The organism is Pseudoalteromonas sp. Hal040, assembly GCF_037162425.1.
GTDB lineage: Bacteria > Pseudomonadota > Gammaproteobacteria > Enterobacterales > Alteromonadaceae > Pseudoalteromonas > Pseudoalteromonas gelatinilytica.
Genome location: NZ_JARLUU010000002.1, coordinates 184,175 through 208,594, shown reverse-complemented (window position 1 = coordinate 208,594; position 24,420 = coordinate 184,175). Strand labels below are relative to the sequence as shown.

Genomic DNA, 24,420 nt, shown 5'->3' with positions numbered 1-24,420 from the left:
AATGACTTTTCAAGAACAAATTAAGCAAGGTATCCCAAGCGTATTGCCAGAGCCAAAACCGTATCCAAGTGATGCAAACCGAGCTCCAAAACGTAAAGACATTTTATCGGCTGACGAAAAGCAATTAGCAATTCGTAACGCATTGCGTTATTTCCCTAAAGAATGGCATCAAGAATTAGCCGCCGAATTTGCCGCTGAGCTGAAGCAATTTGGCCGTATTTACATGTATCGCTTTAAGCCCAACTATGAACTTAAAGCGCGCTCAATCAACGATTACCCAGCTAAATGCGAACAAGCTGCCGCTATCATGTTAATGATCGACAATAACCTTGATCCTGCAGTAGCACAGCACCCTGAAGAGCTAATCACTTACGGTGGTAACGGTGCGGTATTCCAAAACTGGGCGCAGTACTTATTAACTATGAAGTACTTAAGCGAAATGGAAGAAGACCAAACGCTACACATGTACTCGGGTCATCCTATGGGGTTATTCCCATCATCAGTAGAAGCACCGCGCGTGGTTGTGACAAACGGTATGATGATCCCGAACTATTCAAAGCCGGATGACTGGGAAAAATTCAATGCACTAGGTGTAACTCAATACGGTCAAATGACTGCGGGTTCATTTATGTACATTGGCCCACAAGGTATTGTTCACGGTACAACCATTACGGTCATGAATGCATTCCGTAAAGTACTGGAAAAAGGCGAATCACCAAAAGGTAAAATTTTCTTAACTGCTGGTTTAGGCGGTATGAGTGGTGCGCAGCCTAAAGCGGGTAACATTGCTAATTGTATTACTGTGTGTGCTGAGGTTAACCCTAAGGCGGCTATTAAGCGTCACCAACAAGGTTGGGTTGATGAGCTAATTGATAACATGCCAGAGCTTGTTGAGCGTGTACGTACGGCTCAGCAAAATGAAGAAGTGGTTTCAATTGCCTTTATCGGTAACGTGGTTGATGTATGGGAAAGCTTCTTAGCTGAAGATATTTTCATTCACTTAGGTTCAGACCAAACTTCACTTCATAACCCATGGTCAGGCGGTTACTACCCGGTTGATATCAGCTATGAAGAGTCAAATCGTTTAATTCGTGAAGAGCCAGAAGTATTTAAAGAAAAAGTACAAGCGACGCTTAAGCGCCACGCCGATGCTGTTAACAAGCACACGGCAAAAGGAACTTACTTCTTTGATTACGGTAATGCGTTCTTGCTAGAGGCATCACGCGCTGGTGGCGATGTAATGGCTGAAAATGGTATTGATTTTAAATACCCATCATACGTACAAGATATTCTTGGCCCAATGTGTTTTGACTACGGTTTTGGCCCGTTCCGCTGGGTATGTACATCAGGTAAACCAGAAGATCTTGATAAAACAGATGCGATTGCTGCAGACGTTTTAAATAAAATCATGGCGGACTCGCCAGAAGAGATCCAACAGCAAATGCAAGACAACATCACGTGGATCAAAGATGCTAAACAGAACAAACTTGTTGTAGGTTCGCAAGCTCGTATTCTTTATGCAGACGCACAAGGCCGCGCTGAAATTGCTAAAGCCTTTAATGATGCCATTAATCGTGGTGAAATTGGTCCGGTTGTACTTGGGCGTGACCACCATGATGTGAGTGGTACGGATTCACCTTTCCGTGAAACATCAAACATCTATGATGGTAGCCGCTTCACAGCAGACATGGCGATTCATAACGTAATTGGTGATGGTTTCCGTGGTGCTACTTGGGTATCTATCCACAATGGTGGCGGTGTTGGCTGGGGCGAAGTGATCAACGGTGGATTTGGTATGCTACTAGACGGAAGTGAAGCTGCCGAGCGTCGTTTGAAATCTATGCTATTATTTGATGTAAACAACGGTATTGCTCGTCGTAGTTGGGCGCGTAACGAAGAAGCTAATTTTGCGATTAAACGTGAAATGGCTCGTACCCCTAAACTTAAAGTTACTTTGTCTAATAACGTTGATGATGAAGTTTTATCAAACTTAGATTTCTAAGTTGTGTCAATGCAAAAAGGCCATGTTGTAAGTGCAACATGGTCTTTTTTATTGCCAAAAATCATTAAATAGCGCATCGTTTAGGGTATAAATTTTTAGCTTAGCGAATAAGGAGATAAATATGACTAAAACACTTACTGGCGGATGCTGCTGCGGCGAAGTGAGTTATAAAGTCGCTGATAACTTTAGGCGTTTTTTCTTCTGCCATTGCGAACAATGCCGCAAACTGACTGGCACAGCTCACGCTGCAAATTTGTTTACCTCGCCTGATGCTATCGAATGGGTTAAAGGTCAACAGCATATCACGCGGTTTAATTACCCTGGTCGTGCATTATCTAGGGCGTTTTGTAAAACCTGTGGCTCTGCGTTGCCATTTGAATCACAAGACAGTAAATACCTACTTGTACCTGCAGGCAGTTTAAATGAAGAGCCAAGTAAAGAATTAGACGCGCAAATATTTTGCGAAGAGCAAACCGAATGGCATAAAAAAGGATTAAATGGCAAAAAGCTGATAGGTTTTGGTCGCGATTAAGCTAGGTTAAAGAGTAAAGTTAGCGAGACTCAAGGGGAAAGTTAGCGAGACTCAAGGGTAAAGTTAGCAAGTTGCAAGGGTAAAGTTTGTAGGAGGCGTTTCAACGCTGAACAAGTAGCAGCGATTTCACATCGCGTCCTAGAGCCTAAACCCTAGTACCTAATGTTTTCTAACGCAGGCGTGAAACTTGTTTCGCGCGATATTATGTAGGTCGTGCTTTAGCGCGTGAAAAGAGAATTTAGCGAGATACGAGAGTAAAGTTTGACCAGTTGGTCGAGTTTGATTAATCTGTAAAACACATTTTAAAAGGAGGTTTTATATGTTTAAAGTTTTAACCTTAGCTGTTTTAGTCTCGTTAGCAGTACCTACCAACGCAAATGAAATTACAAGCGAATTTCTTAAAAAAGAGCTAGAACTTGCTCATTCTCAGTACATCAAAGGTTCGAGCGATAGTGCGCTTTATGCGTTAAATGCACTTTCAAGAATTCTTGAGCTTGATAGCGCTAAAACGCTGCAAACAGAAATAGGTCCTAATAATCTTGCTTTTACTTATCTTCGCATTGGACTCATTCATGAGCATGCAGGTGATCAGCAGCAAGCCAATAGCTACTTTGCAAAAGCGATGAATGCTCACCAAGGCGAAAAACTTCAGCTTGCAGAGCTCAAAGCGTATATAACTAAAGTAGATAAATCAGCTGCTCACTTAATTTAAATATAATTGGAAATACAAGGAAGACGATGATCAAATGGCACGAACTAAATAAATATCAAAAAGCTGCATTTTGGTGCTTGATAGCTATTGTCGGTTGGTTCTCACCTGAGATTGCACTGTTATTTCATTTTGGTGGAATAGAAGTTGTATTTGCTTTTTTAGCTATGTACAGCTTGCCTATCATCAGAGTAGTGCGTTCTTACCTTCAAAAAATTAGAGAAAAACTGTTACTTGCCTATGTGTCATTTCAAAAAAGTGCCTCTGGTAAACCCAACGTCTTTTTAATGCAAACGGTATTCTGCTGTATTGCAGTTGCACTCACCGGATCATTTTCTTTTGCAATGGTATTTTTAATGCCAGGAATGATGTTAAACAATATGCTTATTTGATTGGGTTAAAGTTAGCGAGATACGAGTTACAAGAGTAAAGTTAGCGAGTTTCGAGGGTAAAGTTTGTAGGAAGCGCTTCAACGTCGAACGAGTAGCAGCGATTTTACATCGCGTCCTATAGCCTAAACCCTAGTGCCTAATGTTTTTTCACGTAGGCGTGAAACTTGTTTCGCGCGATATTATGTAGGTCGTGCTTTAGCCCGATTAAAGTGTAAAGTTAGCCGGTAGCGTTTTAACGCCGAATAACTAAGAATCACGGTCCAATCCGTTCCTTCGAGTCCAATAAAAAACACTGTAAATTATGAATGAATTGATAGAGATAGGTTTAAGCACAGTAAAGCAACATCCGTCTTTACCGTTTTCGATTTACTGCGCTAATGATGAACAGCACATTGTTAATGTGCCTATCGCAAACCCATTACTTGTCGTTGTATTATCTGGCAGCAAAACGCTAATAGATACAGAAGAAGTTAGCTGCGATGCAGGTGATTTTGTCTTTATGGCAAATACACCACAGGTTGCGATGCGCAATATTCCGCAAAACTTTGGCTATATTGCTTTGTTGATTGAATTTGATTACACCGACTTCGAGTGTTTGAAATATCAAGCCAGCACAAAGAAAAAGTTCATTACGGGGCAAGTCGACCCACTGTTTAAAATGAGCTTAAAACAATTCATTGAATGGGCTGCAGTAACACCACCACAATTATGGCCAATTAGAAGACAAGAGCTGCTGCAAGTACTATTTTCGCAAGGCTTCAAAGACTTAGGCTCAATTATTGAGCCACCAACACTGACTCATAAAGTACATACTATTATCGCTAGTGATTTAACGCGTGATTGGGATGCAAACAATATTGCAACGACGTTAGCGATGAGCGAATCGACACTCAGAAGAAAGCTAACCGCAGAAGACAGTAGTTTTCAGTTAATTAAAGATAACGCGCGTTTAAGCCATGGACTACATTTGATTCAAAGTAGCTCACAATCTATTGGCACTATTGCCCAGCAATGTGGTTTTTCGTCGCAGTCTAGATTCACCGATAAGTTTAAACTTTTGTTTAATACGACTCCAACAGCCCTTCGTAAAACAATAATGAGCGAAGCAGGCTAATAATTGACAGTTTTGGTACTAATTTGATCTGTCTTTGCTAGGTATTATGATTATTATTATTACTTGGAGAATATTATGAAATCATCAACATTGAAAATTGCTACACCGTTATTTCTGCTATGTTTATCTGGCACCACATTCGCTGAGACATTTACGCTAACAAGCAAAGACATTGCCCATGGTGACTTTATGGGGAGTGCGCAAGAGTTTAAAGGGTTTGGTTGTAATGGCGATAACCTTTCTCCACAACTTGCTTGGCAAAATGCACCTAAAGGAACTGAAGCATTCGCATTGACCGTTTATGATCCTGATGCGCCTACAGGGAGTGGCTGGTGGCATTGGCAAGTTGTGAATATCCCTAAGTCGGTATCAAGTTTAGCAAGCGGTGCAGGCAGTGCAGAGAAGAACGCAATGCCAAAAGGCAGTGTGCAGATCACAAATGATTATGGTTTCAAAGGCTTTGGCGGCGCTTGCCCTCCAGAAGGCCATGGCGCTCACCGATATCAATTTACACTACATGCGTTATCACAAAAACTTGAATTACCAGAAAACGCATCAGGTGCGTTAGCAGGTTATATGATCAATGCTTATTCGCTTGATTCAGCAACAATTGAAGCGCTTTATAAGCGTTGAGAGAATTAGCGAGATACGAATTACAAGAGGAAAGTTAGCGAGTTTCGAGGAGAAAGGGTAAAGTTAGCGAGTTGCAAGTTAGTAATAGGCGTTTTAACGCATAACAAGTAGCAGCGACTTTACATCGCGTCCCAGAGCCTAAACCCTAGTGCCTAATGTTTTCTAACGTAGGCGTGAAACTTGTTTCGCGCGTTTGTTTTTAAATAGTCGCGGCGGATAGACGCCGCTACTTGTGAAACTATATAGGCTCAAAAATCAATGACTCGCAACTTTAATCTTCTTTCTTTGCTTTTTTCGCGAGAATTTCAACTTCGGCTTTTTCAGTTACACCTGCCATACTAAGGGCTGTGCTGCCTACCGATTCATATTCCAGTTTGATTTTATCGAGTTTGGCGTCGTTCTTGTCTGGCAAACTTAAGCTACGTGATGACATTCCTTTGGTTAAAACACCAAGGTTATCAAATACTTTTTCTTCACCGTTGTTCATAACGACTTTAATTTTTTTAAGATTCACCGTGCCATGAGTGCATTTGATTTTAATATGGCTGTAGTTGCTGCTGGTGATAGGATTAACGGTATCGGTTTCGCTTTTGTAGCTGACTTTTTTCTCAGCAATCGTTTTCCAGTCGTCATCACTTGCTAGGCTTTGTGCGCTGGTTAAGGCTAAAAATGTGGTTAAAGCGATAAGTTTGACTATTTTCATTTGATTCCCTCCAAAAATTATCATCATTAAAATTTATAGCATATAAACAGATTGGTTGCCTATGCAAAGTTCATAATATAGAGCCAAATTCATGTTTTAGTCGTATTCACTATTACGTTATAAATTCACCAATCTTAATCAGCATGCTATGCTAGTAAAGTGTCTATAAGTTTATGGATTTTCAATGAGATATTACTTTTGTTTAGTGGCTTTTTTACTATCAACTTCGTCAATTGCTAGCGCTCTGCTGGATGTAAAGCCGAGCAATAAAACACAGTTTTTGGCTCTGATAAAAGACAAACAAGGTGACTACAAAGCAAAAGAGGGTAGTGATGCGGTGTGTCAAAACGCATCCTTTTCATTGATAAAAGAACCAACGAAAGGCTTTAGCTTAGGAACGTTAATCGACTTTAGTGATTTGCATAACGGGACGCAGGTAAAGAAGATACCTAACTTTTGCGTTGTCAGTTCTAAACTGAAGTACTTTGTAAATGGCATTGTTAGAACCAAGCGATATTTTCGTTGTGATAATGAAGACGATAACGGTTCAACAACAGAAGACCTGCGTTTTAAAGACAATGGCAATATCACTTATACACTGAGTAAACCTGATGTTTCTTGTGTGTTTGAAAGGCAATAATAGTTTGCCTCATACAATTTTAAGCCTATGATGGGCTTTATTTTTACTTGAAAACCTTATGACTAGCCAACTTATTCAAGCATTTTTAGTGCTTGCTGCTTTTTACATAGCAAGCCTTATTATTGACCGTGCTATTAAACAGTTTCAACGTCGCTTTGATTCAACCGCTCTTGAAACTTTTCGGCTTATTTCTAACTCGCGACGCGCTATTTTATTATTTATTGGTATTGTGCTTGCGTTATCGAAACTGGGTTTTGACGTAGCCGCATTAGTTGCCGGCTTAGGCCTAACAGGCTTTGCATTGGGTTTTGCGCTGAAAGATGCTATTTCAAACCTAGTAGCAGGTGTGATGATTGTGCTTTATAAGCCCATTAAGCTTGGTAATTACATTGAAGTGAGTAATTCAAAGGGCATTGTTATCGACCTTAATCTGCGCTATATCACAATTAAAGGCGAGGGAGCGGTGCATTTAATTCCTAACTCCTTAATTTTAAGTAATAAAGTGTCAATCATTGATCGCGAAGACGATTAAGCACAAATTTTAGCTATAAAAAAAGCAGCCTAGGCTGCTTTTTTAAGTTTTAGCAAATTACATTTGAGATTGCAGGTAATTCTCAAGCCCTGCGGTTTTGATTAACTGCTGCTGTGTTTCAAGCCAATCAATCTGTTCTTCTTGCTCATCTAAGATGTTATCTAGCGCTTCACGGCTGATGTAATCTTTTTTCTCTTCAGCAAGTTTAATTGCCGCTTTAAGATCAGGTAATGAATCAAGTTCAAAGCTCATATTCGCTCCGATCATTTCTTCAGAGTTTTCACCAATACGTAGGCGACCTAAATCTTGTAAGTTTGGTAAACCTTCTAAAAACAAAATACGCTCAATTAAACGGTCGGCGTTTTTCATTTTTTGAATAGATACTTTGTAATCAGCTTTATCTAATTTTGAAAAGCCAAAATCTTTAAACATACGAGCGTGTAAAAAGTATTGGTTAATACCTACTAATTCATTCGCTAATACTTTATTAAGTGCAGCAATGACGCTTTTATCGCCTTTCATACAATTAGCCTCTATTCGCCCATTTGAGATTGATGGTAGTTTTGGCTACCAATTTTGTCGATTAGACCAAGCTGTTGTTCTAACCAGTAAACATGATCTTCTTCTGTATCAAATAATAGCTTTTCAAGCACTTCGCGTGACTGATAGTCTTTTTCTTCTTCACAGATAGCAATTGCTTCTTTAACGCAGTCAACGACTTCTAGCTCAAGTGTTAAATCATTTTGCATCATGCTTTTTACGTCGGTACCAATTAATAGATCACGACGTTTAGTCATGTTTGGTACGCCTTCTAAAAATAGAATACGTTTGATCAACCAATCAGCGTGATCTTTTTCTTCTTCCATTTCGTGGTTAAGACGCTCATACAGCTTATTTAGGCCCCAATCATCATACATACGAGAATGAATAAAGTATTGATCTATAGCGGCTAATTCGTTTGCGAGTAGTTTGTTAAAACTATCGATGACTTTTTGGTTACCTTTCATAATGCTGTCCTCGAATTCCAAGTTGCGGTAATTGTAGTATATAAAAACAAGATTGCAAACTTTTTCCTTGTAAATCAGTTGTTTACTATTGAGTGTGATTCTCGTTTAAGTTTGCGTTAATGGTTGATAAATGAACAATCTATCGTTTCTATTCTTAAATGAAAAAAGCCCTTACTAAGAAGGGCTTGTTGTTCTTCATTAAAGTAATTTAGAAGCTATAAGTTGCACCAAGTGTAACAGTGGTACCTAAGCCTTTAATGTTATAGCCACCGTAGGTGTATGACTGGGCACGGGCAGGGTAGTAATCATTGTTAAATAGATTTTCAACCCCCATAAACGCTTGCCAGTTTTTGCTAAAGTTATAACGACCGCTTAGGTTAAATAGGTTGTAACTGCTAATTGGTCCTTGGTCGCCAACATAGTCGCCGTCTGCATTTGGTTCAAAGCGTTTGCGAGAACCCACATATAAATAACTTACCGTCAGTGATAATTCATCATTAGGTTGCCAGTTTAGGTTAGCAGTGCCTTTAGGTGGGCTTATTTGGCGCGAGCCTAAGTAAATGTCGTCTTCGGTGTTTTTGCCTTCAACATAGCTGTAAGTTGCAACCAGTTTTAGAGTTGGGTTAATTTTATAATCGACTAGTGTTTCGTAACCCCAAATCTCTTGCGGTGCACGTACCGGCTCATAAACACCGGTTACTTCATTAAAGCTATTCGTGGTGCCAAATTCTGATGTGCTGCGATAGGCTGCAAATTCAAAACGTATGTCATCAAACTGTGAGGTAAAACCAATTTCATAGTTATCGATGATTGATGCTTCTGTTTGAATTAAACCAATATCGTTTACCGTTGCAGCACGTAATAGGCGGCCAATATCTGAGATATCAGACCCTTGTGAGTAATTGGCAAACGGGCTGAAAGCCTCAAGTAAATTGTATTTCACACCCACGTTATAAGTAGTTGCATCGTAATCTATGGTGTCACCTTTTACACTAAGCGGCACTGAGCACTGTGTTTCAGAGCGGCAAAGCTTTAACGTTTCGTAGTCATCAACGGTTAAATCAATGCTCTCTTGGCGCACACCTGCTTTAATAACTAAATCATTATCGATTACCCATTTTGTTTGTAAAAAGCCAGCAAGACTTTCCATATCCATTTCTGGTACCCAAACACGGCCATCTACAAGTGGTTGAGAAGTCACATCATTTAGAGCATCTAGGCCATAAATGAAGGTGGCTTCAACATTGTCAAAATCAACAAGGGTATTGAAGGTAGCGCGTGCCCCTTTCTTTTCAGAGCGAATAATTGATTGGCCGCCTTCGTAGCCTTCGTCTGGGTTAGCTAAGTTTGTAGAAAAGAAAAACACATTCTCGATGTCTTGCATGTAAAGGTCGAGCGTCATTTGGGTATTAGTAAACAGGGCATAATCTGTGTATTTTAAGGTAATGTTTTCGTTACCATCTGGGCCTTGTGGTTTACCTTGCTTTTGCAGCTCTTTAGGTACATGAATGGCATAGGTTTTTTCGCCATCATTAAGATCCCCTACAACATCCCCTAAATCGGTTTTTTGTTGAGAGCTAAAGTAGTTATAGCTAAATTGCAGTTGCTTCTCATCGTCAAAATCATAACCAAGTTTGGTGAAGTAATTTTCTGTTACTGCATCAGATAAACCGTACTGTAAACCAAGAATATCGCCTTCGGCGTCACGTTGAACGCCATTTTCTTCGTAACTTGCGGTAAATAAATAGCTAATTTTATCAGCACGACCATTAATTGCCGCAGAGACTCGCGCACCGGCGCTTTCTTCTAACTTAACTGCACTAAAGCGTGACGATAGGCTGATCTCACCTTCTGGCTGACCATCACTTGTAGCCTGCTTTGTGATGTAGTTAATAATACCGCCCGATGCGCCATTACCATAAACAGAGGTCGCCCCTTTGATCACTTCGATACGCGCAATGGCGCTTGGGTCGAGTGTTTTAACTCCTAACGAGCCGTTTCTGAGCGGTGTAGATTGTGGCACACCATCAATCATCACAAGTGGTGCACGGCCACGCAAACTCTGACCTGTATTACTCGAACTACCTGTATCTGGTGCAAGGCCTGGTACCATTTGCGCAAGTAAGCTTTGTAGTTCTGGATTAACTTTTAAATGCTCTTCAATTTGCTTTTGGCTAATAATCGTGACGGAAGCGGGTACTTCATCAATGCTTTCAAATACGCGGCTGCCGGATACAACAACGTGTTCCATTTCTTCTGCGGTGAGTTTTTTATTGATGGCATCATCAGCAAATGCCTGGCTGCTAATTGCAAGAGCGACCAGAGTCAGTGAAGTTTTTAACATGCTTGTCCTTGTTAAATCGGTATTTATTATGTAATTGTGCGGCAGTCTAAATGTAAAGAAGTGTAAAGGCAAGGCTAATGATAATTATTTGCAATAATGACTTGGCAGATTTTAGCCATTTGTATTTGCTTGCTTAAGCCAAAGGGCTTAAATGGATAGTCATGATAAATAGGGGGATTGTCGTGTTTAATAGCTAACAAGTAACTGCAGATTAAAGCGGCTTTAGCTTAAAAACCGTTTCAAGTCATCAGGTATAGGCATTGGTTTGAAAGGGCTAACATCAGTGCCGCCGGTGTTACCGAGAGGAACCCAAATACGTGAAAACACAATTGAAGCAGCCATGCGAGCAAACTGACCAATTATTTCCTTGGCATTATGGGTTTTAAAAACAATTTTACACATCCACCAATGTGAGTAAGTATGCGCAATGATATATCTTTGACCCAGAATATGAGCTCGCTCTAAGTGATAAAAAGCGGTTGTGTAATCTGCTTTCTCATAACTCGTTTTAGCCAATATCATTTCGGTGTTAAAGGCATGTTTAAGCTCTCTATTCATGGCGAATGTCATTTTCAGTAATGATTGTTTATTTGTAATGCCGTTTGTACCAAAAGTAAACACCTGAAATCGTGAAAAATAACGGTGACAAAGCCAATAGTAACCACAGTAATTGCACGATAGGGCCTGCAAAATCACCAATATGAAACTTATATTTAAAGTTCCATGTTTGCGTGGTCCATGAGCTTTGGCTGGCATCATAGCTTGCAACAATATCTGCTGAATATGGGTTTGCCCATACCCAACTATAGGCATGGCTTTCACCCGGGTTCTCTATTCTAAAACCAATGTTGTCAGTTGGTTTTTTCGGTAAATAAATTCTAAATAATTTACCCTCAGGAAATACAGTTTGTGCGTTATCAAACGCTTTTTGCACCTGAAAAGGCGTATCCGTTAAAGGGGGAATAACGGCTGGTGGTTTAGGTCTATCTTCAACTGTGCCTTGCATCACAAATTCTAATACGGCTTTGGTTTGTTCTTTCCAGTTAAACGCCATACCTGTGTAAGCAATTAAGATGAGAGGAATTAAAAAATACACACCCAGAACGGTATGTAGCTGATACATCAGCACTCTAAATTTTGCTTTACGCTTAATAGCCATGCGTTTGATGCGATTTTTTGGCTTAACCCAAATATAAAAGCCGAGCAGAATTTCAATAATAAGAATAAGCGCACACACTGATACCCAGTTTCTTAGGGGGCGGTTTTTATCGCCATCTTCATAAAGTAGCCAGCGGTGCAAAGCCATGGTAAAGCCATAAATCGTAGTGTAGTAATCGTACTCATGTAACACTTGACCGTTGTATGGATTAACACTGACATAGCGGTTGTTTGCCAACTGTAATTGCCAGGCAAGATCACCGCGCTGCTCAGGCATTAACAGGGTAACTGGTTGTTTAGTCGAAGCTGAAACATGTTTTATGAGGTCATCAAAATCAAGTGCTGAAGCCGCAGGTGTTACAGTCCATTTATCGCTTTGAGTAAGGTATTGAATGTCTTTTGCGTAAATAAGCAACGCACCGGTCAAACTTAAACAAATCAAAAATAAACCACTTACTAAGGCAAGCAATAAATGCGTACGACGTAACCACAACTTCAACAAGGTTTGTTCCTTCAGTTTGCTGTTAAAACAAAACTGAATAGTAAATGATAACGCGTAACATTTACACTAAAACTTGTTCAATGGTGCAGCTTTCAATTGCAAAGTTATCATGTAAAAAGTGACGTATTTCATCGTTATTGATATTGTGATTGGCACTAAACTTGAGCTCGCAATGAACGTGATGATCATCTATTTGCCACGTTTTGAGGTAATCAATATTAGTGATGGCAAATTGGGCTTTCAGCTCCGTAATAGCTGCTGTTAAAGCAAAATTATCAGGGGCTGCTTGCATCAAAATTTTACTGCTCGCCATTAATAGCAAAATACCATGGTAAATGACATACACAGAAATCAGCATAGTGGCAATTAAATCAACAATATACCATTGATAAAGAATAATTAAGGTACCAGCTATGATCACCACCACTGAAGCTAATGCATCAGACACATTATGTATAAACGCAGCACGAATATTCATACTGTCTTTAGCACCTGCTTTGTATGTTAAGAGGGCGGTGACAAGGTCAATAATGAGCGCAAACCCAGCGACCCAAATGATGATCCAACCATCAATGGGCTCAGGGTTTAAATAGTTGGAGATAGCTTCAATAATTAGGTAACCACCAATCACAATTAAACTTAAGCTGTTAAATAGGGTTGCTAAAATTTCAGCGCGTTTGTAGCCGTATTGATAACGAGCGTTGGCAGGTTTGGCGCCAATTTTTCGGGCAATTAGGGCAATGAATAACGACGAGGCATCACTCAAATTATGCAGTGCATCAGCAATTAACGATAAGCTGCCAGAAACAAGGCCGCCAATCACCTGAGCGACCGTTAATAACACATTGATTGCAACTGCCAGCATGAGTTGGTGGGTGCTTTGGTTATTTGTATCGTGATGATGGTGGTGGTGTCCGTGTCCCATAAAAATACCTAGTTATTGATTTGCTTTATTTTTATACCATGCGTGCCGTGGTATTGAAATGTTTGTAATGATTTGTTCGTGTACAGATTATAATTTACTGTTCAAATGCGGGTGGATTTGTTAATTTAGCGCCGTTGTACCAATTTTTAGGTTTAATGTGAAAGCTGCATTTATTATTTTGATTAGCGTATTATTGCTCCAGCCACTGCTGGATAGCTTTGATGTGGCCGATCATAATGCTGCGTTTAATCACACCTCGGTACTGCTATCAGAAGAAATTGACCTTGAAGCCCATTGCACTACCAATGGCGATCACCAGTTACATCAATCAGAGCATGCCGAGCTTAACAAACAGTTGTCTGACTCAGCCGAAAAAGGCCATTGTCATGTTTGTCACAGCCCTGCGTTTGTTGATTCGCTGCAATTATCTGAACCTACTGATATCTACTTTACTAAAATTGAATCATTTGATTTAAATTTCAAATCGGCTGACTTAGCACCGCTTCATCGCCCACCTATTTTAGCTCTTACTTAATCCAAAACCCTTTTTAGATTTTTTGGGCTTGGCCCATTTTAAGTAAGAGACACTCTATGTATTTAAGAAATTTTATGCGTTACGCATTGCTGTGCGTATGCTATATGACTGTGACAAATATTTATGCGACAGAGCAAGCGCATAACCATCAAGAAAATGAGCAAGCTGAACATGCTAATGAAGTCAGTTTAACTGAGCAGCAACAGCAACTAGCTAATATCAAGGTTGAGCGCCTTGTGTTGAAAAAACACAATCAAACCTTGTATGCACCGGGCGAAATTAAAGCCAATGGCTACGCCAGTTATGTGGTGTCACCGCGTGTTGATTCAATTGTTGTAAAGCGCCATGCCTTATTAGGGCAGCATGTAAATAAAGGAGACTCTTTAGTTACTTTATTTAGTGGCGAAGTAGCCAGCCAGCAAACTGAATTTAGATTAGCAGAAGCACAGTGGCAACGTGTTACTAAAATGACCGCGGGCACAGTCAGCGAAAAACAAATCTTAACTGCCAAAGCCGAGTATGAAGTGGCTTATAGCCGGTTAGTTGCCTTTGGTTTATCAAAACAAGCTATTGCACAAACACTCACCATAAGCCCAGAAAAACTCGGTGAATACACCTTGTTTGCACAAACATCGGGGGCTGTTTTAACCGATAACTTTGCCCAAGGTCAGCGAGTTGATTCGGGGATTGAGCTGATGCTAATAGCCGATGAATCTGCGCTTTGGGTTGCTGCTCAGCTTTCAGCTAATCAAGACCGTACTATCAGTAACGGCTCTACGGCGCTGTTAGAAGTTAACGGCAATCGCTATCAAGCAACGGTTATTCAAGAAGCACATACCATTGATGAACAAACACGCTCACGAACCGTTAGGCTCGAGGTAAAAAACACGCAGCATAGTTTGCATCCAGGCATGTTTGCGGATGTGTATTTTCATTTTGAAACAGATCAAGCGGTACTTGCTGTACCTGAAAATGCATTAACACGCAGTGCAGATGGTGATTGGCAGTTATTTGTCGTTGATGACGATGGCGGCTTTGTTGCCCAAGAAGTAACCCTTGGCAGAAGCTTTGGTGATTATCGTGAGGTGGTAGATATTAAAGCCGGGGTTGAAGTTGTCACCCAAGGTGCTTTTTTTATTGCATCACATCTAGCTAAAGGCGGATTTGATCCGCATAACCACTAGAGGTGACGCATGTTTAATTTATTAATAGAGGCGGTAATAAAGAACCGGCTACTGGTTGTATTGGCCTTACTTGCAGCGATTGCAGTGAGTGCATTTATGATCCCAAAGCTTAATTTAGATGCCTTTCCTGATGTGACGAATGTGCAAGTTGCGGTGAATACCGAAGCGCCAGGGCTTGCGGCTGAAGAAGTAGAGCAACTGATAACTTACCCGATAGAAGCGGTTATGTATGCACTGCCCGATGTAGAGCAGGTGCGTTCTATTTCTAAAACGGGGTTATCTGGCGTCACTGTGGTGTTTAAAGAAGGTGTTGATATTTACTTTGCTAGGCAACTGGTTTTTGAACGTTTGCAGTCTGCTAAAGAGTTGATCCCAGATGGTGTGGGTATGCCAACCATGGGCCCTAATACATCAGGACTTGGACAAGTCTATCAGTATTTACTTGAAGCAAAGCCAGATGCCAAGATAGATAGCATGGCACTGCGTAGTTTAAATGATTGGGTGGTTAAATTACTTATATTACCCATTGATGGTGTGACCGATATCCTGTCATTTGGCGGTGAGGTAAAGCAGTATCAAGTGAACATAAACCCCAATAAGTTACTTGCTTATGACTTAACACAGCAAGATGTTAGTAACGCACTAGATGCTAACAACAGTAATGTGGGTGGCTGGTATATGAACCGTGGCCAAGAGCAGCTTGTTATTCGTGGTACAGGTTGGTTTACCCCTGGCGAAAAAGGGCTTGCTGAGATTGCGCAAACACCTATCAAAACCATTGATGGTACAGTCGTTAAAGTGGCTGATGTTGCGAATGTTGAGCTTGGTAGTGAAATTCGCCAAGGCGCTGTCACCTTATCTAAACGCAATGAACAAGGCGAAATAGTCAATCGTGGTGAAGTGGTGACTGGTATCGTGCTGAAAAGAATGGGCGCTAATACCAAGCAAGCGATTGATGGCATTAACGCGCGTATCGAGATGATAAATCAAGCACTGCCAAAGGGGGTTGAATTTAAAGCCATTTACGACCAAGCAGAGCTTATTAGCCAAGCGGTACAAACGGTTATTGATGCACTGCTTCTAGCTTTTGTATTTATTATCATTGTATTAGTGCTATTTTTGTTGGATTTAAGAGCAACATTTTTGGTGTTACTGTCAATCCCTATCTCGATTGGCTTAGCATTGAGTGTAATGGCATGGCTTGGCTTGTCGGCAAACTTAATGTCGTTAGGTGGGATTGCTGTTGCAATCGGTATGCTGGTAGATGGCTCTGTTGTGATGGTTGAGAATGTATTTAGGCACTTAGGGCTTAAGCATAATCAACATAAGCATCCTTCGGAGCTGGTTGCTATTGCTGCAAAAGAAGTCGCACGGCCCATCTTTTTTGCCTCTTTGATCATACTAACGGTATTTTTACCGCTGTTTAGCTTTGAAGGCGTTGAGGCGAAGTTATTTCAGCCAATGGCTGTAAGTATTATGTTGGCGATTATTAGCGCTGTGATCGTTGCCTTGGTTGTAGTGCCAGCTCTGTGTGTGTACTTATTTGCTAAGGGTGTGACAGTAAAACAAAGTACTTTGTTAAAACCTATCGATATGCTTTATCAACGGGCTTTACAAAAAGCATTGCAGGCTAAGCGTAGCGTTTTAGCTATAGCAGGGTTATTACTGATTGTAGCGGCCGTTATGCTACCTAGGCTGGGTACGGAATTTGTGCCAGAGCTTGAAGAAGGCACTATTAACCTACGTGTGACACTTGCTCCATCTGCAAGTCTTGATACGGCAATCTCCGTTGCACCAAAGCTTGAAGCCATGTTGCTTGAATTTAGTGAGGTTGAATATGCGCTGAGCCGAATCGGTAGGGCTGAAGTCGGGGGAGATCCTGAACCAGTTAACAACATTGAGATCTATTTAGGCCTAAAGCCACACGAGCAATGGGTAAACGCGAAAACGCGGGTCGAATTACAGCAGCTAATGGAAGCTAAGCTTGAGCAATTCCCAGGGCTCTTGTTTAACTTTTCACAGCCTATAGCAACCCGAGTAGATGAGCTTTTATCCGGTGTTAAAGCGCAATTGGCCATTAAGTTATTCGGTAGTGACTTAGCCGTTTTAACTGAAAAAGGCCAACAAATTGAGCAGTTAGTTCAGCAAATACCTGGCGCTAAAGATGTCGCGATGGAGCAAATAGGCGGTGAAGCACAGCTGATAGTTAAACCTAACCGTTTGGCCCTGTCGCGTTTTGGTTTATCGGTGGCTGATTTGATGGATGTAGTTCAGCACGGTATTGGCGGGCAATCCGCAGGGCAAATCATTAATGCCAATGAGCGCTATGATATTTATGTGCGTATAGCAAAAAGCTTTCGGCAAAACCCAAATGTGATTGCTGATCTTAGATTGCAAACCCCCACGGGTGCCGTTGTAAGGGTGGGGGATGTAGCCGATGTACAAATTGAGTCTGGTGCTCCACAAGTTCGTCGTGATGATGTTCAAAGACGGGTGGTTATTCAAGCGAATGTGCAGGGGCGAGATATGGGCTCTGTAGTTGCAGATATTCGCGCTGCCATTGCCGATAAAATGCAGCTACCTAGTGGTTACAGTTTGGCGATTGGCGGTCAGTTCGAAAACCAACAACGGGCACAAAAGCGGCTAATGATAGTCGTGCCAGTGGCCTTGTTACTGATTGCATTATTGCTTTATTTTGCTTTTAGTAACCTATCGCAAGTGGTGCTTATTCTTGTCAACGTTCCCTTGGCTGTAATTGGTGGGGTTATTGCATTATATGTCTCTGGGCAATACTTATCTGTACCCAGTTCGGTAGGGTTTATTACACTATTTGGCGTGGCGGTCTTGAATGGTGTGGTGATGGTCGAAAGCATTAATCAGCGGATTAGTGCAGGAGATAGCAAAGATAAAGCAGTATTTGAAGGCGCTGTTTCAAGACTAAGACCCGTACTCATGACCGCACTTACTTCAATGCTTGGGCTAATTCCAATGCTCCTAAGCACAGGAATAGGCGCCGAAATACAAAAGCCCCTTGCCACGGTTATTGTTGGCGGATTGGTCAGTGCAACCTTCTTAACTTTATTTGTACTTCCGGTACTTTATAAGTCGATGAGTAAATAAAGCATAATGGGGCTAACTTTTAGTAGCCCCTTTTTAATGCCGTGTATTTCTGTAAAGGGCGTTTACACCATGCTAAAGCCCTTATAAACTGGGCGTTACAATAATGATGTAAAAAAGGAATACAGAGTGAGTAACGCAATTACAATTCGTCCGGCAGTCGCGAGTGATGCTGCAACAATCCTACATTTTATTACCGAACTTGCTATTTACGAAAAAGAACCCGACGCAGTTAAAACAGATGAGCAAGCTATTTTAAAAACGTTGTTCAGTGAAGGCGCAACGGCGCATAGTGTCATTTGTTTAGAGGGCGACACACCAATTGGTTTTGCTGTGTATTTTTATAATTACTCAACATGGCTTGGTAAAAATGGTTTGTATTTAGAAGATCTTTACGTCAGTGCTGACAGCCGTGGTAAAGGCGCTGGTAAGCAAATTATGCAATATCTTGCTAAGCAAGCACTCGAAAAAGACTGTGGTCGTTTTGAGTGGGTGGTACTTGATTGGAATAAACCAGCCATTGATTTTTACGACAGCATTGGTGCTAAACCGCAAAACGAATGGATTATTTACCGCCTAACAGGCCAAGAGCTTATCGACTTTGCGCATCAATAAGTAATGTTATAGCTTAAAATTAGCAAATAGCAATATAAATAAAAATCATTTGCATTTAATCTTTTCTGTGTGTAGTTTAAATACACATAGAATGATTGGTATAAGTGCAAGTGATTTTTATGGCTCAAACAACACGCCACACACAGTTAACTTCGAACGCCATTGATGACGCGCTTGCCCCTTGGCAAAGTGTAATTTATCAAGGCAACTTAGCATTTGAATCTGGCGAGCTTATTACTGCGCGTGATCATTACACGGTTGCGAGTAGCTACGCCGAAACACTACTCGCACAGTTTTCTAATATTCCAATCAACCAGTCGGTTACTCGCTCGTTAGAGCATTGTATTGCAGCATTTGTTGTTGCCACTTTGAATCTTGCCGACACCTTTAAAGTCATGCAAAAACCCGATAAAGCCTGCACCTGGCTTTGCCATGCTCATCAACGATTAAGCGTGCTATTAAATCACCCTGAGCAGCAAGTTCGCACCTTGGTGCTGCACCATCATCATAAAACCTATTATGAGCTGGTTAAATTTGCCAGCATGGCATCGGCATTTCCGACACTCATTAACCGAATCAACCAGCTATTAGCTGACCATCCCCATAAAACGCAGTTATTACATTAACGATAAGGAATCAGTATGCCTTTTACATTACCCGATTTAGCGTATGACTATGATGCACTTGAACCGCACATTGATGCGAAAACCATGGAAATACATCACACCTTGCATCATCAAACCTATATCAATAAAGCGAATGCTGCACTTGAGGGTAGTCATTACTCTGAGCAAGATGCTGAAACATTACTACGCACTATTTCATCAATGCCTGAGTCTTTACAAAAAGCAGTACAAGAGCATGTGGGTGGCCATCATAATCACTCATTATTTTGGCAGGTTATGTCACCTAATGGCGGCGGTACGCCAAGTACAGAGTTAAATACCGCCATTGTTGATACATTTGGTAGCTTTGACGCATTTAAAGAGCAATTTACTAATGCCGCGGTAAGTCGCTTTGGCAGTGGCTGGGCGTGGTTATGTGTTGATGAAAATAACCAATTGGTCGTTGAAAGTAGCCTCAATCAAGATAGCCCACTGATGAAAAATCACACGCCTATTTTAGGGCTTGATGTGTGGGAGCATGCATATTACTTGAAGTATCAAAATCGTCGTCCAGAATATATTGCAGCATTTTATGAAGTGATCAACTGGCCAGAAGTTGAGCGCCGATATTTAGCCGCAATTAAATAGCTGTTTAAACAGTTAAGGTCCGAAACTGGCTAGTCAAAAAATAATATTCAGTTAATCTAACGGTATTAGCGTGTAACGAGAAAAATTATGACTAGCCAACAATGGCAAACTGCAAGGCAAAGCCGCGACCCACGCTTTGATGGGGTGTTTTTTGTGGCGGTAAAAAGTACTGGCATTTATTGCAGACCCATTTGCCCCGCACCAACGGCACAAGAAAAGAATGTTGAGTATTACCAATACGCGCATTTAGCTGCTCAAGATGGTTTTCGGCCCTGCATTCGCTGTCGCCCAGATAGTGCACCGAATAGCCCTGCTTGGTTAGGTACTAAAACCACCGCATTACGCGCCAAACAACTGATTGATAAAGGTGAGGCCTACGACTGTGAGGTTTTAGCCGACAGACTCGGCGTGTCGAGCCGCTATTTACGCCGTTTGTTTAATCAACATTTTGGACTGTCGATCACCCAATATCGATTATTTAACCAGTGCAATTTTGCCAAGCAGCTTTTACAACAAACAGATTTATCGGTAGCAGATATCGCATTTGCTTCTGGTTTTAATAGTATTCGTCGTTTTAACGATGCTTTTTTAAAGCAGTTAAATATCGCTCCTTCAAAGTTACGCAAGTCAGATAAAAAACCAGCCTCAACATTAACTCTAACACTGGCATTTAGGCCGCCTTATAACTGGCAAGCACTCCATGACTTTTTGCAGCGCCGTTTAATCAGTGGCCTAGAGTGGTTGAGCGCAACGAGCTATGGTCGCACTTTTAAAGATAAATATTGCCAAGGGCAATTCACAGCGCATTTTGTTGAGCATAAAAACCATTTTAAAGTGGCAATTGATATCGATAACACCCGCTATTTACAGCAAGTGATCCATAACATTCGTCGTGTGCTTGATTTAGACGCCGACACGCACACCATCGAACAGCATTTACATGCAGAGCTTAAAGGCGCGATGCCACTGTGTGTTGGGCTGCGTTTACCGGGAATTTGGTCAGACTATGAAGCGGGCATACGAGCCGTACTTGGTCAGCAAGTGAGTGTTACTGCGGCTCACAATCTCGTTACACAGCTTGTAAGTGAGTTTAATCAGCAAAGTAATAACCACTACTTTCCAAGCCCTGAATGGGTTGCCAATTCTGAACTCGATTTTTTTAAAATGCCACAATCACGTAAAGATGCGCTAAGACGTTTGAGTGCTTATTGTCAGCAAAACCCAGATAATCAAGAGCTTGATAATTGGTTAGAGCTCAAAGGCATTGGCCCGTGGACAGTTAATTACGCCAAACTACGCGGTCAAAGCCACCCCGATATTCTATTGGCGGGCGACTTAGGGGTTAAAAAAGCCCTCGCTGGAATAAGCGAATTTAACAGTGAGCACTGCGCGCCATTTCGCTCTTATTTAACTTTTCAACTATGGCAACAATTATGAGTATGCAACAAGTTATTATGCCAAGCCCCATTGGCGATATTACCATTCAAAGTACATCAAAAGGCGTCAGCTACGTTGGCTTTTACCCGGTGGTTGCAATGCAAACAGAGGTTGTTGATGAGCACACCCTTACACCTATTTTAATGTGTATAAGTGAGCTTAATGAATATTTTAACGGTGAGCGTACACGTTTTACTGTTCCCCTTGATACCCAAGGTACTCACTTTCAAAAGCAAGTTTGGCGTGCGCTGATGGATGTTGAGTTTGGTCAAAGCAAAAGCTACCAAGATATTGCACTTGCGATTAATAACCCAAAAGCAGTGCGTGCAGTAGGCGCTGCAAATGGAAAAAACCCAATTAGCATTATTGTGCCGTGCCATCGAATTATTGGCGCAAACGGTAAACTCACAGGCTATGCGGGTGGCATTGAAAGAAAAGAGTGGTTACTGAAACACGAAGGCTTGTTATAAAACAGCACTTTTACTGGGACAACGATTGAGGTAATAAGAGTAAGGTAATAGATGATGTTGTCGCGCGATTAAGGTAGCATATTGCGACTTTAAAATTTGGGCAACATCATGGCACAGCTGTACTTTTATTATTCTGCAATGAATGCAGGCAAATCTACCACACTTTTACAATCTGCATTTAACTACCGCGAACGTGGTATGGAACCGGTTATTTTAACAGCGGCTATTGATGATAGAGCAGGTGTTGGCAAGGTGTCTTCACGTATTGGTTTACAGGCTGATGCGCATATTTTTGATGCAGATAAAGATGTATTTGAATTGATCAAATCATTAAATGCAGAGCAAAAGCGCCATTGTATTTTAGTTGATGAGTGTCAGTTTTTATCAAAAGACCAAGTAATGCAATTAACAGATGTGGTTGATGAGCTTGGTATTCCGGTGCTGTGTTATGGCTTACGTAACGATTTTAGAGGCGAGTTATTTAGTGGCTCACAATACCTACTTGCCTGGGCAGACAAACTAATTGAGTTAAAAACAGTGTGTCATTGCGGTCGTAAAGCTAACCATGTACTACGTACTGATGAGCATGGCAATGCGATTGCAGACGGTAATCAGGTAGAAATTGGCGGCAACGACCGATATGTATCGGTGTGCCGCAAACATTATAAAGAAGCGTTAAATCTCGGCCGCTAATACCGAGATAAAACTATCAATATCTTGCTTAGTGACGCCTAAGTGGGTCACTAAACGCAGGGGTTTACCCGGTGAAAACAGCATGTTTTGCTCTTTTAACGCATGTGCCACTGCTTTTAAATCGATATGTTCGGCAACATTTGCGTAAACAATATTGGTATCGATTTGAAAAGTTGACGTATCAAAACCAGTTAACGTGTTTAACTGCTCAGCTAAATACGCCGCGTTATCGTGATCCTCAGCAAGCCTTGCTACGTGATGCTCAAGTGCATACTGGCCAGCGGCTGCCAGCATACCCGCTTGGCGCATACCACCACCGAGTACTTTACGCCAGCGGCGTGCTTTATCAATCAGTGCTTTACTACCTAGTAATAGTGAGCCAACCGGCGCGCCGAGTCCTTTTGATAAGCAAATAGAAACTGAATCAAAATACTGGGTGATCTCAGTGATATCAACACCTAACTTAACCGCCGCGTTATACACGCGGGCACCGTCTAAGTGCAGAGCAAGGTTATGTTTATCAACACACTCTCTGGCTTCTTTTAGATAACTTAGCGGGAGAACTTTGCCACCAATGGTGTTTTCTAAGCTAAGTAGTTTGGTTTTAGCGAAGTGAAAGTCATCAGCTTTAATTGCAGCCACAACTTTGTTTAAATCTATACTGCCATCGGCATTATTTTCAATTGGTTGTGGTTGAATAGAACCCAATACAGCGGCACCGCCACCCTCAAATTTGTAGTTATGTGCTTGTTGACCACAAATGTATTCGTCGCCACGTTCACAATGTGCCATCAATGCTAGTAAGTTTGCTTGCGTGCCAGAGCTACAATAAAGAGCACTTTCGAAGCCATGGCGCTCAACAGCATATTGTTCAAGCTGATTAACGCTTGGGTCGTCACCATAAACATCGTCGCCTACAGGGGCGTCATTCATTACCGCGCGCATAGCTGCTGTTGGTTTTGTAACTGTGTCTGAACGAAAGTCGATCATCTTATTATCCTTATACTAGTTCGTTAAGAATGGCTTCGCGGTCGGCTTGGTCAAAATAGCTCCAAGCAATAAAGCGACTTATTTTTTGGCCTTGTGCCATTTTTATAACTTTTACTTCTTTCACATCAAGTGTGCTAAGTAGCTTTTTTACATGCGGTAAAGTGTCAGACTTAGAAACAAGTGATGTAAACCAAATACATTGCTCTGCAAACTCTTGGCTCTCAATACACATTTTACTGATAAATTCGCGCTCACCGCCTTCACACCAAAGCTCGTTTTGACGGCCACCAAAATTAAGCGCTTTTTGTGGCGCTTTGTTTAGGTTTTTCCATTTACGCTCAGTACCTGCTTTGGCCTGTTGCTCGCTGGCATGAAACGGTGGATTGCATAAAGTTAGGTGAAAAACATCTTTATTCGATATCACGCCAGTAAACATTTTATTGGCGTTGTTTTGCTGCTTAACATTAATTTTGAGGCGGTTGAATTGCACGATTTGTTTGGCAATTTTAACAGACAAGGCATCAATATCGGAGCCTGTGAAGTGCCAGCCATATTCGTGATTACCAGTAAGCGGGTAAATCACATTTGCACCCGTGCCTACATCAAGCACTTTTACTTGCTTACCCGTCGGAATATGACCTTGGTTATCGTTTGATAATAAATCGGCCAAGTGATGAATGTAATCCACTCTGCCAGGAACCGGTGGGCAAAGGGTGTTGTCGGGCAAATCCCAAAAATCGATTTTATAATGGCTTTTTAATAACGCTTGGTTGAGGGTTTTAACCGCTAATGCATTGGTGAAATCAATGGTATCAGTGCCCGCTGGCGTTTGCGTTATATAAGGTGTTAGGGCAGGAGTATCTTTGCATAGCAAAGTAAAGTCGTAGCCATTTAAGTGGCGATTTCGCGGATGCATTAAGGAAAACCTATCTG

Annotated in this window: 26 protein-coding genes; 17 read left to right on the top strand and 9 right to left on the bottom strand. The window is 41.4% G+C overall.

The window, feature by feature from the left end; translation table 11 throughout:
* Nucleotide 1: 1 nt before the first annotated feature.
* The 6 genes from P4S60_RS18610 to P4S60_RS18585 all read left to right on the top strand — a co-directional run bounded on the left by P4S60_RS18610 (nucleotide 2) and on the right by P4S60_RS18585 (nucleotide 5,382).
* Nucleotides 2–2,002, top strand: coding sequence for a urocanate hydratase (locus P4S60_RS18610; protein ID WP_337117027.1), 2,001 nt, complete (start codon nucleotides 2–4; stop codon nucleotides 2,000–2,002).
* Nucleotides 2,003–2,123: 121 nt separating this feature from the next.
* A complete protein-coding gene (locus P4S60_RS18605; RefSeq protein WP_337117026.1) occupies nucleotides 2,124–2,534 on the top strand; it encodes a GFA family protein in 411 nt (136 codons plus the stop codon).
* A 319-nt stretch (nucleotides 2,535–2,853) separates the two neighbouring features.
* Nucleotides 2,854–3,246 (top strand): hypothetical protein, encoded by a 393-nt coding sequence (locus P4S60_RS18600; RefSeq protein WP_337117025.1) that lies wholly within the window; start codon nucleotides 2,854–2,856, stop codon nucleotides 3,244–3,246.
* A gap of 26 nt (nucleotides 3,247–3,272) precedes the next feature.
* Nucleotides 3,273–3,635: a hypothetical protein gene (locus tag P4S60_RS18595; RefSeq protein WP_337117024.1), complete on the top strand. Its 363-nt coding sequence runs from the start codon at nucleotides 3,273–3,275 to the stop codon at nucleotides 3,633–3,635.
* 301 nt (nucleotides 3,636–3,936) lie between these two features.
* Nucleotides 3,937–4,749, top strand: a complete 813-nt coding sequence (locus P4S60_RS18590; RefSeq protein WP_337117023.1) for a helix-turn-helix transcriptional regulator — start codon at nucleotides 3,937–3,939, stop codon at nucleotides 4,747–4,749.
* A 75-nt stretch (nucleotides 4,750–4,824) separates the two neighbouring features.
* The gene (locus P4S60_RS18585) at nucleotides 4,825–5,382 is read left to right on the top strand and encodes a YbhB/YbcL family Raf kinase inhibitor-like protein (protein ID WP_130167568.1); all 558 of its coding nucleotides are present in this window, start codon (nucleotides 4,825–4,827) and stop codon (nucleotides 5,380–5,382) included.
* Nucleotides 5,383–5,653: 271 nt separating this feature from the next.
* Here P4S60_RS18585 and P4S60_RS18580 read toward each other — a convergent pair whose 3' ends face one another.
* Nucleotides 5,654–6,085, bottom strand: coding sequence for a hypothetical protein (locus P4S60_RS18580; protein WP_337117022.1), 432 nt, complete (start codon nucleotides 6,083–6,085; stop codon nucleotides 5,654–5,656).
* Between the two features lie 184 nt (nucleotides 6,086–6,269).
* On the opposite strand from P4S60_RS18580, the gene P4S60_RS18575 reads away from it, so the two are divergent.
* Nucleotides 6,270–6,725 (top strand): hypothetical protein, encoded by a 456-nt coding sequence (locus P4S60_RS18575; protein ID WP_337117021.1) that lies wholly within the window; start codon nucleotides 6,270–6,272, stop codon nucleotides 6,723–6,725.
* A gap of 58 nt (nucleotides 6,726–6,783) precedes the next feature.
* Nucleotides 6,784–7,257 (top strand): mechanosensitive ion channel family protein, encoded by a 474-nt coding sequence (locus P4S60_RS18570; protein WP_337117020.1) that lies wholly within the window; start codon nucleotides 6,784–6,786, stop codon nucleotides 7,255–7,257.
* 57 nt (nucleotides 7,258–7,314) lie between these two features.
* Here P4S60_RS18570 and bfr (P4S60_RS18565) read toward each other — a convergent pair whose 3' ends face one another.
* From bfr (P4S60_RS18565) to P4S60_RS18540, 6 genes are all read right to left on the bottom strand, one after another.
* Nucleotides 7,315–7,779, bottom strand: coding sequence for a bacterioferritin (bfr, locus tag P4S60_RS18565; RefSeq protein WP_337117019.1), 465 nt, complete (start codon nucleotides 7,777–7,779; stop codon nucleotides 7,315–7,317).
* 11 nt (nucleotides 7,780–7,790) lie between these two features.
* Nucleotides 7,791–8,264, bottom strand: a complete 474-nt coding sequence (gene bfr, locus P4S60_RS18560) for a bacterioferritin (protein WP_252949656.1) — start codon at nucleotides 8,262–8,264, stop codon at nucleotides 7,791–7,793.
* 208 nt (nucleotides 8,265–8,472) lie between these two features.
* Nucleotides 8,473–10,608: a TonB-dependent receptor gene (locus P4S60_RS18555; protein ID WP_337117018.1), complete on the bottom strand. Its 2,136-nt coding sequence runs from the start codon at nucleotides 10,606–10,608 to the stop codon at nucleotides 8,473–8,475.
* A 222-nt stretch (nucleotides 10,609–10,830) separates the two neighbouring features.
* Nucleotides 10,831–11,166: a DUF3703 domain-containing protein gene (locus P4S60_RS18550; protein ID WP_337117017.1), complete on the bottom strand. Its 336-nt coding sequence runs from the start codon at nucleotides 11,164–11,166 to the stop codon at nucleotides 10,831–10,833.
* Between the two features lie 28 nt (nucleotides 11,167–11,194).
* The gene (locus P4S60_RS18545; RefSeq protein WP_337117528.1) at nucleotides 11,195–12,265 is read right to left on the bottom strand and encodes a PepSY-associated TM helix domain-containing protein; all 1,071 of its coding nucleotides are present in this window, start codon (nucleotides 12,263–12,265) and stop codon (nucleotides 11,195–11,197) included.
* Nucleotides 12,266–12,329: 64 nt separating this feature from the next.
* A complete protein-coding gene (locus tag P4S60_RS18540; RefSeq protein WP_337117016.1) occupies nucleotides 12,330–13,193 on the bottom strand; it encodes a cation diffusion facilitator family transporter in 864 nt (287 codons plus the stop codon).
* A 157-nt stretch (nucleotides 13,194–13,350) separates the two neighbouring features.
* On the opposite strand from P4S60_RS18540, the gene P4S60_RS18535 reads away from it, so the two are divergent.
* The 9 genes from P4S60_RS18535 to P4S60_RS18495 all read left to right on the top strand — a co-directional run bounded on the left by P4S60_RS18535 (nucleotide 13,351) and on the right by P4S60_RS18495 (nucleotide 22,497).
* Nucleotides 13,351–13,728 (top strand): hypothetical protein, encoded by a 378-nt coding sequence (locus P4S60_RS18535; protein ID WP_337117015.1) that lies wholly within the window; start codon nucleotides 13,351–13,353, stop codon nucleotides 13,726–13,728.
* Between the two features lie 104 nt (nucleotides 13,729–13,832).
* Nucleotides 13,833–14,912 carry an efflux RND transporter periplasmic adaptor subunit gene (locus P4S60_RS18530; protein WP_337117014.1) on the top strand — a complete coding sequence of 360 codons (1,080 nt, stop codon included), beginning with the start codon at nucleotides 13,833–13,835 and terminating at the stop codon, nucleotides 14,910–14,912.
* 9 nt (nucleotides 14,913–14,921) lie between these two features.
* Nucleotides 14,922–18,032 carry an efflux RND transporter permease subunit gene (locus P4S60_RS18525; RefSeq protein WP_337117013.1) on the top strand — a complete coding sequence of 1,037 codons (3,111 nt, stop codon included), beginning with the start codon at nucleotides 14,922–14,924 and terminating at the stop codon, nucleotides 18,030–18,032.
* Nucleotides 18,033–18,158: 126 nt separating this feature from the next.
* Nucleotides 18,159–18,644 (top strand): GNAT family N-acetyltransferase, encoded by a 486-nt coding sequence (locus P4S60_RS18520; protein ID WP_054552102.1) that lies wholly within the window; start codon nucleotides 18,159–18,161, stop codon nucleotides 18,642–18,644.
* Between the two features lie 119 nt (nucleotides 18,645–18,763).
* A complete protein-coding gene (locus P4S60_RS18515) occupies nucleotides 18,764–19,270 on the top strand; it encodes a hypothetical protein (RefSeq protein ID WP_337117012.1) in 507 nt (168 codons plus the stop codon).
* A 15-nt stretch (nucleotides 19,271–19,285) separates the two neighbouring features.
* Nucleotides 19,286–19,897 (top strand): superoxide dismutase, encoded by a 612-nt coding sequence (locus P4S60_RS18510; protein ID WP_337117011.1) that lies wholly within the window; start codon nucleotides 19,286–19,288, stop codon nucleotides 19,895–19,897.
* Nucleotides 19,898–19,984: 87 nt separating this feature from the next.
* On the top strand, nucleotides 19,985–21,334 hold the full coding sequence (locus P4S60_RS18505; protein WP_337117010.1) for a DNA-3-methyladenine glycosylase 2 family protein: 1,350 nt from the start codon (nucleotides 19,985–19,987) through the stop codon (nucleotides 21,332–21,334).
* 2 nt (nucleotides 21,335–21,336) lie between these two features.
* Entirely contained in the window at nucleotides 21,337–21,804 is a 468-nt protein-coding gene (locus tag P4S60_RS18500) for a methylated-DNA--[protein]-cysteine S-methyltransferase (protein WP_337117527.1), read from the top strand.
* 108 nt (nucleotides 21,805–21,912) lie between these two features.
* The gene (locus tag P4S60_RS18495) at nucleotides 21,913–22,497 is read left to right on the top strand and encodes a thymidine kinase (RefSeq protein WP_062565567.1); all 585 of its coding nucleotides are present in this window, start codon (nucleotides 21,913–21,915) and stop codon (nucleotides 22,495–22,497) included.
* On the opposite strand, the gene ltaE is transcribed toward P4S60_RS18495, so the two are convergent.
* Nucleotides 22,480–23,487 (bottom strand): low-specificity L-threonine aldolase, encoded by a 1,008-nt coding sequence (ltaE, locus tag P4S60_RS18490; protein WP_337117009.1) that lies wholly within the window; start codon nucleotides 23,485–23,487, stop codon nucleotides 22,480–22,482. The genes P4S60_RS18495 and ltaE overlap by 18 nt on opposite strands.
* A gap of 10 nt (nucleotides 23,488–23,497) precedes the next feature.
* Nucleotides 23,498–24,403, bottom strand: coding sequence for a 23S rRNA (adenine(1618)-N(6))-methyltransferase RlmF (rlmF, locus tag P4S60_RS18485; protein WP_337117007.1), 906 nt, complete (start codon nucleotides 24,401–24,403; stop codon nucleotides 23,498–23,500).
* Between the last annotated feature and the right edge of the window lie 17 nt (nucleotides 24,404–24,420).

Coding starts and splice junctions, on each gene's coding strand:
- P4S60_RS18575 (WP_337117021.1), top strand. CDS start 6,270: ATGAGATATTACTTTTGTTTAGTGGCTTTTTTACTATCAACTTCGTCA.
- P4S60_RS18605 (WP_337117026.1), top strand. CDS start 2,124: ATGACTAAAACACTTACTGGCGGATGCTGCTGCGGCGAAGTGAGTTAT.
- P4S60_RS18510 (WP_337117011.1), top strand. CDS start 19,286: ATGCCTTTTACATTACCCGATTTAGCGTATGACTATGATGCACTTGAA.
- P4S60_RS18495 (WP_062565567.1), top strand. CDS start 21,913: ATGGCACAGCTGTACTTTTATTATTCTGCAATGAATGCAGGCAAATCT.
- bfr (WP_337117019.1), bottom strand. CDS start 7,779: ATGAAAGGCGATAAAAGCGTCATTGCTGCACTTAATAAAGTATTAGCG.
- P4S60_RS18550 (WP_337117017.1), bottom strand. CDS start 11,166: ATGAATAGAGAGCTTAAACATGCCTTTAACACCGAAATGATATTGGCT.
- P4S60_RS18595 (WP_337117024.1), top strand. CDS start 3,273: ATGATCAAATGGCACGAACTAAATAAATATCAAAAAGCTGCATTTTGG.
- P4S60_RS18555 (WP_337117018.1), bottom strand. CDS start 10,608: ATGTTAAAAACTTCACTGACTCTGGTCGCTCTTGCAATTAGCAGCCAG.
- P4S60_RS18540 (WP_337117016.1), bottom strand. CDS start 13,193: ATGGGACACGGACACCACCACCATCATCACGATACAAATAACCAAAGC.
- bfr (WP_252949656.1), bottom strand. CDS start 8,264: ATGAAAGGTAACCAAAAAGTCATCGATAGTTTTAACAAACTACTCGCA.
- P4S60_RS18530 (WP_337117014.1), top strand. CDS start 13,833: ATGACTGTGACAAATATTTATGCGACAGAGCAAGCGCATAACCATCAA.
- P4S60_RS18570 (WP_337117020.1), top strand. CDS start 6,784: ATGACTAGCCAACTTATTCAAGCATTTTTAGTGCTTGCTGCTTTTTAC.
- rlmF (WP_337117007.1), bottom strand. CDS start 24,403: ATGCATCCGCGAAATCGCCACTTAAATGGCTACGACTTTACTTTGCTA.
- P4S60_RS18580 (WP_337117022.1), bottom strand. CDS start 6,085: ATGAAAATAGTCAAACTTATCGCTTTAACCACATTTTTAGCCTTAACC.
- P4S60_RS18585 (WP_130167568.1), top strand. CDS start 4,825: ATGAAATCATCAACATTGAAAATTGCTACACCGTTATTTCTGCTATGT.
- P4S60_RS18525 (WP_337117013.1), top strand. CDS start 14,922: ATGTTTAATTTATTAATAGAGGCGGTAATAAAGAACCGGCTACTGGTT.
- ltaE (WP_337117009.1), bottom strand. CDS start 23,487: ATGATCGACTTTCGTTCAGACACAGTTACAAAACCAACAGCAGCTATG.
- P4S60_RS18600 (WP_337117025.1), top strand. CDS start 2,854: ATGTTTAAAGTTTTAACCTTAGCTGTTTTAGTCTCGTTAGCAGTACCT.
- P4S60_RS18610 (WP_337117027.1), top strand. CDS start 2: ATGACTTTTCAAGAACAAATTAAGCAAGGTATCCCAAGCGTATTGCCA.
- P4S60_RS18590 (WP_337117023.1), top strand. CDS start 3,937: ATGAATGAATTGATAGAGATAGGTTTAAGCACAGTAAAGCAACATCCG.
- P4S60_RS18500 (WP_337117527.1), top strand. CDS start 21,337: ATGCAACAAGTTATTATGCCAAGCCCCATTGGCGATATTACCATTCAA.
- P4S60_RS18505 (WP_337117010.1), top strand. CDS start 19,985: ATGACTAGCCAACAATGGCAAACTGCAAGGCAAAGCCGCGACCCACGC.
- P4S60_RS18515 (WP_337117012.1), top strand. CDS start 18,764: ATGGCTCAAACAACACGCCACACACAGTTAACTTCGAACGCCATTGAT.